Below are 14027 nucleotides of genomic sequence, written 5' to 3' on the forward strand. Positions count from 1 at the left end.
TACGAAGAGGAATGCTGGCGATGAGTCAACCTTTACAAGAATTACTAAGTTTACTTCAGCTAGAGAAACTGGAAGAAGGTTTATTCCGTGGGCAAAGTGAGAACCTCGGCCTGCCACAGGTATACGGCGGTCAGGTATTGGGACAAGCGCTTTCCGCTGCCCGTTATACTGTTCAAGACGACCGTAGTGTTCACTCGTTTCACAGTTATTTTCTATTCCCCGGCGATCCTGAAAAGCCAATTATTTACGATGTTGAGAACCTAAGAGATGGACGCAGCTTCAGCACTCGCCGTGTTAAAGCGATTCAAAATGGCCGCCCTATTTTCTATCTCACGGCTTCTTACCATGGTGATGCTCCAGGTTTTGAACATCAGAATGAAATGCCAAACATCCCTGGTCCAGAGAATTTTGCCTCTGAAACTGAGCTAGCGAGTCATATTGCTGAGTTCTTACCAGAGAAACTGCGTAAGACTTTCTGTGGCGAAAAGCCTATTGAGATGCGCCCTGTTACTGTCGTTAATCCGCTAAAGCCTAAAAAGACCGAAGCAAAGCAGTATCTTTGGGTGAGAGCGAATGGTGCGTTGCCAGATAACCAACTCATTCACCAATACCTGCTTGCTTACGCATCGGATTGGGGATTCTTGGTGACGGCACTGCACCCACATGAAGTTTCAATCATGACGCCAAACTTCCAAGTGGCGACGATTGACCACTCCATCTGGTTCCACCGCCCATTCAAGATGGATGAATGGCTGCTTTATGCGATTGAAAGCCCAACAGCAGCGAACACTCGCGGCCTAGTTCGTGGCGAGATATTCAACCAGAAAGGTGAGCTAGTAGCGACTGCCGTTCAAGAAGGTGTAATGCGATTTACTAAGTAACGATCAAGCGGTGTTTTAAAAACCGTCAACTTCAATTGAGCTACATCTAGATGACTTTGTCATATAATGACAATTGGACACGTCAGTTAAAAAAAGAGCCCAACATTCGTTGAGCTCTTTTGAAGTGTGAGGTCGGGAGCGCGAACGCTCCCTAAAGAGCACACATTACCCTTTATTCTTTACCAGCTGTATGATGCACCAACACCCGCCGAGACATTCACATCGTTACCTTTAGTACCTGAAACGTTACCATTCAGAGTCCAGTTCTCGGTTACCTTATGCGCATAGCCAACAGCGATAGCAGATTGGTCACCAGCACCACCTAAGCCAACACCAAATGCAGATGTGTGACCATAACCAATATATGGGCGAGCTGCTGTTACTGCTTGCGCCGTAGCCATTGTTGAGTCTAAGTCTTCATAAACGTCGTCGATACGAGAGTTCATGCCTGCTATCTGCCCTTCAAGAGCTTCAATGTTTGCTTCCATCGCGTAAGTTGCAGTATCAGCTTGAGATTGGACGTAAGCTACTGCTTGACCTTCACCGATTGAACCTAAGTCATGGTCATTTGGCCCACCGTTTTGTGGTGGATTTATACCGACAGGGTTACCATTACGAATTCCATCAGCGGCTTTCTTTAAGCCATTTTTAGCTTTGTTCATTTTAGTTTGAAGAGTTTGGCCTGCTTTCTCTAGCCCCGCGACAAGTGTCGAATTCTCTGGTTGCTCATCTTGCTCTGGGAGGCCAATACCATTCTTTAGATTTTCAATTTCCTTCTGCATGGCAACCATCTCAGCCATCATTTTTTGCATAGCGTTTTGCAGATTGCCTTTAGCACCTTGAAGTTCAGTACGAGCATTTCCTTCTAGGTCGTTTAGGTGATCTTTTATTTCCGATTCGGCGGCTTCTTTAGCGCCTTCAACTTTTTTCTCGATATGAGCGACTGCTTGGCCTTGACCTACTGAACCAAATTCATGATCCATCGGGTATTTCCCACCTTCATTTGGTGGATTAGTACCCACATCATTGCTTTCCAAATCTTTGATTCGAGATTCGAGATTCGAGACAGTCGTAGACAGTTGTTGTTCAGCATTACTTGCTGCGTTTTTTAATGAATCAACACCAACAGTCATCCTTGCTTCAGCAATATTTAAATCTACCACTAGAGCGTCTTGTGCTGCCTGAGATGCTTCAATGTCTGCGTTAACTTGCGTCAGCTCACGAGTCAGCATGTTTGTCGCATACTCTGCAGCAAGTTCTAATTCGACCTTACCTGAGTCAACCTTCTCATTTAGAGTGTAAATTTCTGTGCCGTTTTGCTCTGTCAAAGTTTTCATGTAAGCGAAGCTATCACTTAGTTCTTCTTGCATGTTCATTGAAGCGAACTGAAGTTTGCCCTTCGCCCCTTGAAGTTCAGTACGAGCATTTCCTTCTAGGCCGCCTAGATGATCAACAAGAGCTTGTTTCGACGTCGTTTGATCTTGTTTAATCGTGGCGAACTGTTCAGTAAGGGCAACTTTCATACCTTTCGCTTCTACCGTAAGTTTTGCAACATCAGCATCGGTATAACTGAAATTAACCGTATCTATAGGGGCAATTTCAGGGTCAATATCACCATTGGCAACACCGTTTAAGTAATCCCAAAGGTTTGTTTCAGTTTGACTGTTAGATTCTGAAGCAGGAATTGTAAACGTGAATGTTTTCATCAAAGCAATTTGCTCAGCAGTAGCCTTTGAAACCACCTCACTTGCTTGCTCTTGCTTTTGTTCGTCTTCAGCAGATATATAGTCATCTACAAATTGCTGTGCTTCTTCGCTGTCTTCTGTAACCTTGTTGATTTCATCAACAAACTTCTTACCAGAATCAATATCTTTCACTTCATGACGGTCACGAAGCTCTTGCTCTTTATCTCCGATTAACTCGTCTTGAAGGTTTGAGTCTGCAATAGGAACGATGATATTACCATTTTCATCAGTAACGTCTTTCAGATAACCATTGCCATTCATTTTATCAAGCAAAGAATTACGGCCATCGATGGTAATTGAGTCTAAAAGATTAAGGGCTGATTGCTTATCTTCATCACTAAGGCCACTAATTTTTTCTTCAAGGTCGGAATAGAAACCGCCTACTTTATCACTCCACTGGGCGTTGCGCTTGTCACCAATAATAGTTTCAAGTGGAGAGTTACCGTCTGCGTCTAGGATTAGTTTAGGATTACCTAACTTGTCCTTAACTACATTGCCATTCTCATCCAGTTCAAAAAACTCTTCGCCGAATTCAGCAACAAAATCATCGTTATCAGCCAAGAACTTTGTTATATCAGAAGCAGATGTTTCATTAGTAATCATCATGCCAAGTACTGCTTTCTTTTGCTCTTTTGTTTCTGCTAGTGCGTAGATAGCTTTATAACCGTCCATGTCTCCACGAGAAACGCTACCCATTATTTCTTTAGCTTTCTTAGCTGCAGAACCATCTTTAGGTGATTCCCAAAGTGGAGGGTTGATGTCGCCTTCAGTATTTTTCTCACGAAGTTTTTCTTCAATCACTTCATCTGAATACGTTTCATCTGATTCAGCATCAGCTAAATATCCATTGTTCTGCATTGTTTCAAGAAGAGAGGTTCGGCCTTGAATAGAGATCGAATCAAGTAGGTTAATTGCTTTTTGCAGGTCATCACCCTCTAGGCTTGAAATGTGACCTTCTAAATCTGAATAGAAGTTTGCTACTTCCTTGTTCCATTGAGCATTACGCTTACCATTAACAAGGTCTTCAAACTCTTGAGTTGGCTTAGGGTTACCTTGGAAATCGGTGCCATCGAAAAGTTCTGGGTATGCGTTGGTAAACGCTTCATTCTTAGCAAGATAAGACAGAATGTTTGACGTAGATGTTTCGTTAACAATCATCATCTTAACGACCATTGCTTTATCATCTCGGCTATCTGCCATCATGAACAGCGCTTTATAACTTTGCATATCTGACTTTGAGATAGTGCCCATCACTTCGTTGATCGTCTTCAAATGATCTCCGCTAACATCAAAGTTAGGAGTAAGATCTTGAGATGCATTAGATAATGGAACCAATAAAGATGACAACGTCAGTGCGAGTAGCGACTTTTTCATAGAAACCTCAAAAACGGGAACAGGAGTTTTGTGTGCTAACAAAGGGTACCTAGTACCCTTTAGTTGTGCGTACTATATACGCTTTAATATGCGTACTCAATACCCTTTAGTGTTAATATTGTCTTTTTTTTGAACTTTTTTTTGATAATTTGTAGATCAATAACTTACAGAACATCAGATCTATAAGTCATTTAATCAATGATTGAAGGGGAGCTTTGAAGGTCGGGTTAGCTGTTACTTTGAAGGGTTAGTAGGTATATCATCAATGTTGAGTAGATCGGTTACAGTAAGACCAAATAACTCCCGGATGAGCGTTAAGGGATCATGATTTGGTAAATGATGAGCAATCAACTGCCCCAGTTTTATTACTCCCAACCGACTACTTCCATCACCACCAGATTTATATGATTGCATCACAAACATTCGCATAACCATCCGAAATTGGGTGTTCTTCATTGCTTCTTTCCAAGAACTAAACAACGCATTTCTATCGGTGAAATCCAAATGATGCATGATTATGGGAAATATTTTCCCTCTAATAGCAACCTCAAAATGCTGATTAGTTGGGTAATACCCTTGCAACGTGCTTTTACGCAGACCTGTATCTCTGCTCAAACGGTCGTAGGTAATGTACTCCCACCCTTCATTAAGAAAGATCTGTAAAATGATTTCGTTATAGTTCGCGAAATTTTGTTCGCGTTGCTCTCGTGAGATACGAGCCATGATTGGTTCCTTTTTAATTTTAGCTCAAAGGGTTGCTTAGTTTGTCATCCACATCATCCTCTGATGTATAGAGTAAACCCAATTGCATACTTAGTACGAATTTAGCATGACATTCAAAATGTTTCACGTGTTGTTTACTACGCTCGTACTTAAGCTGCTATTGCTTATCAGTAATAACCGGTGTGACAGAGCTTCACCTGTAAAAGATTCATAACGATTTCAAGGTCACGTCCTCTATTCAGCTTCAAGCGTCGGTTCGAATTCGCTTTGTACTCGCGTTTTGATGCCATCACTCGCGTCTCGCAGTAGATTGAATGGCGATAGCACAACACCTTTCACTGCGCCTTCTGCAGCGCCCTGAGCTAATTCTTTACTCTTATCGGCTAACAAATTAGCTTGTGCCAAAATACCCGGCACTTCCGCTCTTAGCATTTCAGATTCAGCCACAATCACTGGGATGGTTTGTTGACGGTAAGACTTACTCTCGGCAAGCATCGGTGGCATCACATCGACACGGTATCGTTTTAACTCAGTTAATGTTGGCGGGATGACATCGGTTCTTACCTGCTCGACTTCGGTACGAACGTTTTTCACTTCATCCAAAATCGCGGGAATTTTTCCATCAACAGACGAAACGGTTTGATTGACTTGGTCGATGGTCTTTCTAACTTCATCGACGGTGCTTAACACCTGAGGAGCCAATTCACTGACATGCTCAGCAAACGCTAACATCTCTTCTACTTTTAACCCTTTGGTGAGGCCCGATAAGTCTTCGATAACCTGCGGATAAGTATCGACGATCTCACCCACTTTATTGGTGAATGAGTAGATGGTGTAGCCTAAGTAAAAAATGGCGACGGCTAACACCAATTGGATCGCGGTAGAGATTTTTGCAAACATGAATAATCCTTTTCTTTATCGCAGAGGCGATGTCTAAACTGAGACAAGATGTAACGTGAGGCTAGGCTAGGTTTAACTTACAGCGGCAGTGCTGTTGTGTACTTCAATGGTTCCATGGCAAACGTCGAGGTCACATTCGAGATACCGTCAATACTATTCACCAAGCGCTTGTAGAAGTCATCAAAGCACTTCATGTCTTTAACCTGAACCTTCATCATATAATCATACTCGCCAGCCATTCGATAGAACTCCATCACTTCAGGAAAGTCCGACACAGTATTCACAAAGCGCCCATACCACTCATGAGAATGGTTGCTTGTTTTCACCAATACGAACGCGGTAAAAGCAAGATCAAGCTTTTCAGGGTTAAGCAACGCCACTCTTTTTTCAATAATGCCGTTCTCTTCAAGACGCTTCAGCCTTTTCCAGCAGGGCGTGGTTGTTAGGTTGACCGCCTCTGAAATATCGTTCAATGACAGCGTGCTGTCTTCTTGCAGCAAACTTAATATCTTTTTATCTACGGCATCTATCACACTTTCACCAAATAGTATTTATATAGAATAATTTTCTACATTTTAGTCAAAACAAAGCAAATATGGCAAAGTTTTTCTCTCGAATTCTAGCTAAATTATAACCATACCAATTACAAAAAATGCCTACACAAGATCAGGAGAACGCTTATGTGCACTGACCATCAATGGATTAACAGCGCGATTCGTAAAATTGAAGCGGACTACCAACGCTCAGCGGATACGCACCTTATCAAGCTAGACCTTCCAAGCATCGAAGACATTGATATCTACCTTAAAGATGAAAGCACACACCCAACAGGCTCTTTGAAGCACCGCTTGGCGCGTTCTCTGTTCTTATACGCGATTTGTAACGGTTGGGTTGGCCCAGAAACAACGATCATTGAATCTTCATCTGGCAGCACGGCTGTGTCTGAGGCGTACTTTGCTCGCCTGCTTGGTCTTCCGTTTATTGCGGTAATGCCTAAGTGCACAGCGAAGAAAAAAATTGAGCAGATTGAATTCTACGGCGGCCAAGCGCACCTTGTTGATCGCTCAGATGAGATTTACGATGAGTCTCGTCGTTTAGCTGAAGAACTGAATGGCCACTACATGGACCAATTTACTTACGCTGAACGCGCAACTGACTGGCGTGGTAACAACAACATCGCGAACTCGATTTTCAATCAAATGCAGATGGAAGATCACCCAGTTCCAACTTGGGTAGTAATGAGCCCAGGCACTGGTGGTACTTCAGCAACAATCGGCCGTTTCATTCGCTACCAACAACATGAAACCAAGCTATGTGTTGTTGACCCTGAAAACTCGGTATTCCACGAATACTTCCAAACAGGCAATGCGAACGTGAAAGGCAACACATTCAGCAAAATTGAAGGTATTGGTCGCCCACGTGCAGAACCAAGCTTCATTCCTGGTGTAGTTGATGAGATGCGTAAAATCCCTGACGCAGCAAGCATCGCAACAACACATTGGTTGTCTGACATTCTAGGCCGTAAGGTGGGCGCATCAACGGGGACGAATATGTACGGTGTGCTTCAGCTGGCAAGTGAGATGAAAATGCGTGGCGAAACAGGTTCTATCGTGACTTTACTCTGTGATAGTGGTGAGCGTTACCTAGACACTTACTTCAATGATGAGTGGGTGAACAACAACATTGGTGACCTACAACCGTATGCGGCGAAGTTAGAAGCTTTCTCGCAAACCGGTGAGCTAGCGTAAGCCCGAGAATAACCACCCGTTCCAAATTAAAAAAGAGCCCTTGATGGGCTCTTTTTAGTGTCATTCGTAACCGGTGAAACAAGATTATTCTGGTTTTTGCTTCGCTTCAAATGCAGCCAGTTGTTCTGGTGTTGCTTTTGGTTGGTGGTTTTGTTTCCACTCATCGTAAGTCATGCCGTACACGCGCTCACGCGCGTCATCGATATCAAGGTCTAAACCTTGCTGCTCAGCTTCCGCTTTGTACCACTTGCTGAAACAGTTGCGGCAGAAGCCAGCCAAGATCATTAGGTCGATGTTCTGTACATCTTTGTTGTTATCTAGGTGTGCTAATAGGCGACGAAAGGTTGCTGCATCCAGCTTATCTTGTTCTTCTTGAGAAAGATCTTTGTATTTAAATTCAGCCACTTTAGTGTCCCTTATTTGTTTTCATTTTTAGTGTGTTGAGCAGATATTGTTATACAAAAAAAGCTCGCGCTTCGCTAGGAGCAAACGCAGGCTTTTCAAAACATTCATCGATAAAACAAGTTAAAACCACAGTATTGAAGGTAATCACTCACCAGATATACCTATGTGAAGTGAAGCTAGCTAGCTAGCTAAGCCAGCCTAAGCCAAGCCAAGCCAAGCAATAGAGGTGACAACATCAGATTATGTATGCTCAATTGTAGTCAATTTAAGATAACTGTTCTTAAATTTATTTCGAGCTAACTTTCTATTTACATGTATTTAATTTATTTAGACGTTACTACTTTTTAATTAATCATATAAATCATCAACATTGAACTTAAATAAAAACGACCAATCCAAACATCGATATTGATTGCAGTTAAATAAATACAACCAAATTCATCAAGATGATTAACAACAAAACATAGCTATGAAGATTGAATAGCAACCATTTATTAAACAACGCCAATTGATTTTATAACTTATTAACCCAAAGCCTATTACATTTATGTCGTAGGGATTTTTCTCTATTTAATACCTAAACCGGAAGCCACATGAAACGATTACAAGCGGTAGTTTTACTATTAACCTCTTTTCTCTACAGTTCGCTAACTTATGCAGCCCCTACCGAAGGGGAGCAATACTCGATTCTGGATAATCCATACTCATCAACCCATCAAATAGACAAATTCTTTTCCTTAAATTGTACCCCGTGCTGGCAAATGACCGAGCTATTAAAGAAGGAAGAGGAATCGGGAGAGCTTGCCTTGCACCGTACCCATGTCATCTTTAATGAATCAACACAACAAGCCGCAAGCCTTTACTACACAGTGCTGGTTCAAAAACCAAACTTATCTCATGAACTACTGAACGATCTGTTTTCTCTCGTTCAAACCAACAACCCGCTGCAACAAGCCGACATTGATGCCTTCTTTGAGAAGAATAACTTAGTGGCAACGCAAGACATGACGGAAAGCCAGAAAAAGCAATGGGCTTTGTTTATGAAGGACGCTGCAGCGAAAACTGAACAAACAGAGATCAGCAGTATTCCGAGCTTCGTTGTGAACGGTCGTTACATGGTGAAACTAAGAGGTCACCGCTCAATGGAAGAACTAGTTGAGACAATGCACTATCTGGAAAGTTTATAGCCCGCTGAACCGAATATGTCTTTATTAGGCAGCAACACCATGATTTATCTAAGAATGAAATCTTGTTAACGAAGTCGTTCGCTAAATAAAAAGCCCGACAACTCAATCAAGTTGTCGGGCTTTTATAGGTCTGGTTTAAATTGAAAGTATATCGATTCAAACCCTCTATTTATTTACAGCAATTAGCAGTGCATGTTCATTAACCGTGAGAGGTTCTTCCCACGTTATCATGGCTGAGTTCTTTATTTAGAACCGCTTCCACATGACCAGGAGAACGCGTAGAGCCAGAAATCAGTCGGTACATCGCAGGGATAACGAACAGAGTAACCAAAGTCGCAAAGCCCATACCGAAGAAGATAACCGTACCCACTGCAACTCGGCTTTCATAGCCTGCTCCCGTTGAAGTAATCAAAGGAATTGCACCTGCTAGCGTGGTAAATGCGGTCATCATGATTGGACGTAAGCGTCGAGCCGAAGCATCAATGATCGCCTTTTCAAACTCAATACCACGGTCACGAAGTTGGTTAGCAAACTCTACGATCAAGATACCGTTCTTGGTTACCATACCGATCAACATGATCATACCAATCTGGCTGTAGACGTTGAGCCCTTGACTCATCAACACCAAGCCTAAGAAGCCACCAAAGATACCCATAGGTACGGTGAACATCACCACCAGCGGGTTAATGAAGCTCTCAAACTGCGCGGCCAATACCAAGTACGCCACCAGCATCGCTAACGCAAACACCACTAAGATGCTCGATTGGTTCTCTTTGAAGTCTTTAGACTCGCCAGAGTAGCTCACTGAGATATCACCCGGTAGTTGTTCAATCGCTTGTTCATCAAGGAAATCGAGAGCATCACCCAGCGTGTAACCTTCCATTAGGTTCGCTTTGATGGTGACCGACTTCTGCTTGTTGTAGTGCGATAAGCGAATTGATGATGCCACTTCTTCAATGTGCGTCAACGTATCAAGCGTTACTAGCTCGCCAGACTGAGTTCGCATGTAGATTTGGCTTAAATCGTTCGCGTTATTAAAACTGTTTTCATCACCACGTAAGTAAACATCGTACTCTTCACCACGGTCAACGAAGGTGGTTTCACTGCGGCCGCCCAGCATGATTTCTAACGTATCTGAAATATCAGAAACACTCACACCTAGCTCCGCTGCACGCTGCTTGTCTACGGTAACCAATAGCTCTGGTGTCTTTTCAGAGTAATCGATGTCCACGCCTTCCATCATTGGAGAGTCTTCAGCCGCTTGCTTTAAGAGCTCTGCCCACTTCTGAAGCTCAGTGTAGTCAGAACCACCCAGTACGAATTGAACTGGCTCACTTGAACCACCTTTGAAGCCCGGCATGAACGGGAATACACGCACATCAGGAATGCCATTTAAAGATTTACGAACTTCGTTCAACGCTTCTTGCGCCGTAACGTCACGTTCGTCCCAATCTTCTAGGATCATGATTACAAAGCCCGTTTGGTCACCCGCATTACCACCAAACGCTGGTGATTGAATACTGAATGACTTCAAGAAGCCTTGACCAAGTAGTGGCATTAAACGTTCTTCAACGATATCCATGTTGGCAGACATACGGTTATAACTGGTTGCATCAGCACCACGAACGAACGCGAAGATAACGCCACGGTCTTCTTGTGGAGTCAGCTGCGAAGGCACTTGTTGCATCAAACCATAACTTCCGCCCATACACGCAATAATGATGATTGGGGCAGCCCAACGCCAGTTTAGAGCACGACGCAATACCGCTTTGTATCCAAGTTCTAGCTTGCCAAACACACGTTCAACAAATCGATTGAAGCGGTTTGGTTTCACGTTCGCTTTTAGAATCTTACTGCCCAGAACTGGTGTTAGCGTTAATGCCACAACAGACGAGAAGATCACCGACATCGCCAGCAATACCGAGAACTCAGTAAACAGAAGCCCTACCATGCCATCCATAAACGAGATTGGTAGGAACACCATGACCAGTACTAGCGTGGTTGCGATTACCGCAAAGCCTACTTCACGCGTGCCTTTATAAGCGGCAAGCAGTGGCGATTCACCGCGTTCAATGTGGTGGAAAATGTTCTCTACTACCACGATTGCATCATCGACCACCAAACCGATAGACAGAATCAATGCCATCAAGGTAATCAGGTTGATAGAGAAACCAAAGTAGTACGCCGCAATAAATGATGAAATCAAAGATACAGGCACCGTCACCGCAGGGATCAGGGTTGCACGTGCTTGGCCGATAAAGACGTAAAGCACGAGGATAACCAAGCCACCCGTAATAAAGAGTGTGCTGTATACCTCTGAGATCGAACGGTCGATAAATACCGTTGAATCATAATCCACCGCTAGACGAGTCCCGTCAGGCAAGAACTTTTGAATCGCTTCGACTTCTTTATGGACTAGGTCAGCAACCTCAAGTGGGTTTGCGTCTGACTGAGGCACGATGCCCATACTAACGTTAACAACGCCGTCACTCTTAAAGGTCGAGTTCTCGTTTTCAGCGCCAATATAAACATCCGCTACGTCTTTCAAGTAGATAGGTGTGTTATCAGAGGCGCGTTTAACTACTAGGTATTCAAAGTCTTCCGCTTCAGTGTAAGAACGAGCTGTACGAACCGACATCACAATCGCATCGTTACGAACTTCACCGCCCGGGCTTTCAATATTTTCGTTGTTCAGTGCCTGCGTAATGTCAGAAGCAGTCACACCACGTCCGGCCATCTGAGCAGGTTTCAGCTTCACGTACATTACTTTGTACAAGCCACCCGAGATGTCCACAGAACTCACACCGGAGATCAAACTAAAGCGGTCAATCAACACACGCTCGGTGTAATCGGTTAACTGCGTTCGGTCCATCTCTGTCGAACTTAGGTTGATGTATACCGAGGCTTCACCACTACCGTTATTCTTATAAACGATTGGGTCGTCAGCTTCATCGGGCAATGAGCGTTGAGCACGTGCTACTGCATCACGGACATCACTGACACCTGTATTGAGATCGTAACCAAGCTCAAAGGTAATCGTGATACGCGACATACCGTTACGGGTCGTAGATTCGATCTCATCGATACCACTGATGCCGGATAACTGGTCTTCAAGATTGGAGGTTATTTGGCTTTCAATGATGGTGGCTGATGCACCTTCATAGCGAGTACTGATCGATACTACTGGGCTTTCGATGTCAGGCATCTCACGAACAGCAAGCTTGTTAAACGATACAATACCAAATACAACCAAGAGCAAGCTCAATACGATAGCCGCTACTGGTCTCTTTACAGAAACATCAGATAACAACATTAGTTCGCACCTTCTTGAGTTGCTGTATTACCATCAAGTTTAGCGGCATCGCTTTCAGGTTTAGCGGGGCGATTAACGGCAAGTTCTTGAACCAACACACCATCACGCATATTAACGATACCTTGCACCACGATCTTCTGACCAATCTCGATGCCTTTATCAATCACGACTTCGTTATCGATACGCGCACCCAAGAACACCTCTGTTCGAGTTGCCTTGTTATCTTCGCCAATCACATAAACAAAACGCTTCGTACCCGAGTACTCCAACGCTTGAACAGGGATAATCGGTGCTTCAACTGGTGGAAAGTCCATATCCGCGGCTACTAACATGCCCGGCTTCAAGTAATCATTGTTGTTATCAAAGTGGATTCGAACTCGTAAGTTCAAGGTTTCAGCGTTGATACGTGAATCAATACCAACCACAGTACCCGTGAACTGAGTCTCACCCCATGCACTGGTGCGAGCCGTTACTGTCATGCCTTTAGACAGTTTCGAAAGGTAACGCTCAGGAATTTGAAGATCTAACTGCATCACCGACAAATCATCTAAGGTCACGAGTTCAGTGCCTGCTGTCACCATCTTACCGCGACTAAAATCAATAAAGCCGACAGTGCCAGAGAAAGGTGCGCTGATATGAAGATCTTTCAGATTGGCATTTGCAGCCGCCAATCGAGCGTTGGCGATTTCAACATTGGTTTTCTGAGCGTCAATTTCAGTTTGCGTAATCGCATTACGTTTCACTAGTCGTTGGAATTCCGCGAGCTTACGTTTCTCATCTTTTAGGTACGCTTGCGCTTCTGCAACCGCGGCCTTGGCTTTGTCGTCATCTAGTTGAACCAACATCTGCCCTTTAGTCACATCTTGATTGGCTTTGATGTTGATAGAGTCAACTCTGCCCGCTACTTCAGAAGTAATGATCACAGATTGCTCGGCTTCTAACTTACCAACCAAAGAAAGAGATTGGCTAACTTGGTGAATATCAACCTGCTCAGTAACAACCGTTACAGTGCTAGGCCCCTGACGTTTTGCTAGTGCGGCTGGAGACGCCATAAGAATAGACAAGCTAAGCAGGGTTAAAACAGATTTACGCTTCATAATAATGGTCTGCAAGTAAGGTTATACCAATCACAGTGAGTAAGTGGTCAGAAATAGCGCAGGAAAAAGGCTTGAGAACAAGGCAGCTCTTTTCAACAGATAGTTTCGATAAGTAGTTATCTACAATCAAAATTGTTGACGCTGTTCTCGAGCATTTTAACAAACTAGGATGACACCTTGATTTACTACGATTGGTATTATTATCTATAAATGAAATTAACCGTATTCTATCAACTGATGAATGCTGTAACGTCAAGAAGTGTAAATCTAGATTAAATTCCATTTACGTTTCATCACGTCTTAGACACATTGAACACAATACAGAAAGCCAATCACCTCAAGGTGTTACCTATTGATACGTAAACCTTAGTACAGATGTTCACTTCCCGAGCAATATGCGTACTTTTCGCCATCTTTGCCCAAAAAGGCAGCATTCAACACAAAACCATAAGAAAAACTCTTTACAGGTTTAACGTGTTTGCTATGATGCGCTCCGCACTTGAGAGATGCGTTGGGAAAAACATCTCTTTAGCCTATCCATTATGAGTTAGGAAAAACACCCTGGAGGGGTTCCCGAGTGGCCAAAGGGAGCAGACTGTAAATCTGCCGGCACTGCCTTCGATGGTTCGAATCCGTCTCCCTCCACCATATTCT

At 43.5% G+C, this 14027-nt stretch carries 10 protein-coding genes and 1 tRNA gene; 4 read left to right on the forward strand and 7 right to left on the reverse strand.

The window, feature by feature from the left end:
- Positions 1–20: 20 nt before the first annotated feature.
- Complete coding sequence (gene tesB / locus BCT49_RS04310) at positions 21–881, forward strand: acyl-CoA thioesterase II (RefSeq protein ID WP_029405291.1); 861 nt, start codon at positions 21–23, stop codon at positions 879–881.
- A gap of 179 nt (positions 882–1060) precedes the next feature.
- Here tesB and BCT49_RS04315 read toward each other — a convergent pair whose 3' ends face one another.
- From BCT49_RS04315 to BCT49_RS04330, 4 genes are all read right to left on the reverse strand, one after another.
- Complete coding sequence (locus BCT49_RS04315) at positions 1061–4000, reverse strand: YadA C-terminal domain-containing protein (protein WP_102434286.1); 2940 nt, start codon at positions 3998–4000, stop codon at positions 1061–1063.
- Between the two features lie 234 nt (positions 4001–4234).
- The gene (locus BCT49_RS04320) at positions 4235–4723 is read right to left on the reverse strand and encodes a hypothetical protein (RefSeq protein ID WP_102434287.1); all 489 of its coding nucleotides are present in this window, start codon (positions 4721–4723) and stop codon (positions 4235–4237) included.
- Between the two features lie 234 nt (positions 4724–4957).
- Entirely contained in the window at positions 4958–5623 is a 666-nt protein-coding gene (locus tag BCT49_RS04325) for a hypothetical protein (protein ID WP_102434288.1), read from the reverse strand.
- Between the two features lie 77 nt (positions 5624–5700).
- A complete protein-coding gene (locus BCT49_RS04330) occupies positions 5701–6156 on the reverse strand; it encodes an Lrp/AsnC family transcriptional regulator (protein WP_029223439.1) in 456 nt (151 codons plus the stop codon).
- Positions 6157–6303: 147 nt separating this feature from the next.
- On the opposite strand from BCT49_RS04330, the gene BCT49_RS04335 reads away from it, so the two are divergent.
- Positions 6304–7371 carry a PLP-dependent cysteine synthase family protein gene (locus tag BCT49_RS04335; protein WP_102434289.1) on the forward strand — a complete coding sequence of 356 codons (1068 nt, stop codon included), beginning with the start codon at positions 6304–6306 and terminating at the stop codon, positions 7369–7371.
- An 84-nt stretch (positions 7372–7455) separates the two neighbouring features.
- On the opposite strand, the gene BCT49_RS04340 is transcribed toward BCT49_RS04335, so the two are convergent.
- Positions 7456–7776 carry a DUF1244 domain-containing protein gene (locus BCT49_RS04340; protein WP_004736423.1) on the reverse strand — a complete coding sequence of 107 codons (321 nt, stop codon included), beginning with the start codon at positions 7774–7776 and terminating at the stop codon, positions 7456–7458.
- 593 nt (positions 7777–8369) lie between these two features.
- Between BCT49_RS04340 and BCT49_RS04345 the strand changes: the two genes are divergently transcribed.
- Complete coding sequence (locus BCT49_RS04345; RefSeq protein WP_102434290.1) at positions 8370–8963, forward strand: thioredoxin domain-containing protein; 594 nt, start codon at positions 8370–8372, stop codon at positions 8961–8963.
- Positions 8964–9162: 199 nt separating this feature from the next.
- Here the strand turns inward: BCT49_RS04345 and vexH are convergent, their stop codons facing one another.
- Positions 9163–12276 (reverse strand): vibriobactin export RND transporter permease subunit VexH, encoded by a 3114-nt coding sequence (vexH, locus tag BCT49_RS04350; RefSeq protein WP_102434291.1) that lies wholly within the window; start codon positions 12274–12276, stop codon positions 9163–9165.
- A complete protein-coding gene (locus tag BCT49_RS04355) occupies positions 12276–13373 on the reverse strand; it encodes an efflux RND transporter periplasmic adaptor subunit (protein ID WP_133151643.1) in 1098 nt (365 codons plus the stop codon). Before BCT49_RS04355 ends, vexH begins: the two co-directional genes overlap by 1 nt.
- 563 nt (positions 13374–13936) lie before the next feature.
- Between BCT49_RS04355 and BCT49_RS04360 the strand changes: the two genes are divergently transcribed.
- Positions 13937–14021 (forward strand) — tRNA-Tyr (locus tag BCT49_RS04360).
- Positions 14022–14027: the final 6 nt, after the last annotated feature.

The sequence above is a fragment of the Vibrio lentus genome, assembly GCF_002875945.1.
Classification (GTDB): Bacteria; Pseudomonadota; Gammaproteobacteria; order Enterobacterales; family Vibrionaceae; genus Vibrio; species Vibrio apostichopi.

Coding starts and splice junctions, on each gene's coding strand:
- BCT49_RS04325 (WP_102434288.1), bottom strand. CDS start 5,623: ATGTTTGCAAAAATCTCTACCGCGATCCAATTGGTGTTAGCCGTCGCC.
- BCT49_RS04335 (WP_102434289.1), top strand. CDS start 6,304: ATGTGCACTGACCATCAATGGATTAACAGCGCGATTCGTAAAATTGAA.
- vexH (WP_102434291.1), bottom strand. CDS start 12,276: ATGTTGTTATCTGATGTTTCTGTAAAGAGACCAGTAGCGGCTATCGTA.
- BCT49_RS04315 (WP_102434286.1), bottom strand. CDS start 4,000: ATGAAAAAGTCGCTACTCGCACTGACGTTGTCATCTTTATTGGTTCCA.
- BCT49_RS04345 (WP_102434290.1), top strand. CDS start 8,370: ATGAAACGATTACAAGCGGTAGTTTTACTATTAACCTCTTTTCTCTAC.
- BCT49_RS04355 (WP_133151643.1), bottom strand. CDS start 13,373: ATGAAGCGTAAATCTGTTTTAACCCTGCTTAGCTTGTCTATTCTTATG.
- BCT49_RS04320 (WP_102434287.1), bottom strand. CDS start 4,723: ATGGCTCGTATCTCACGAGAGCAACGCGAACAAAATTTCGCGAACTAT.
- tesB (WP_029405291.1), top strand. CDS start 21: ATGAGTCAACCTTTACAAGAATTACTAAGTTTACTTCAGCTAGAGAAA.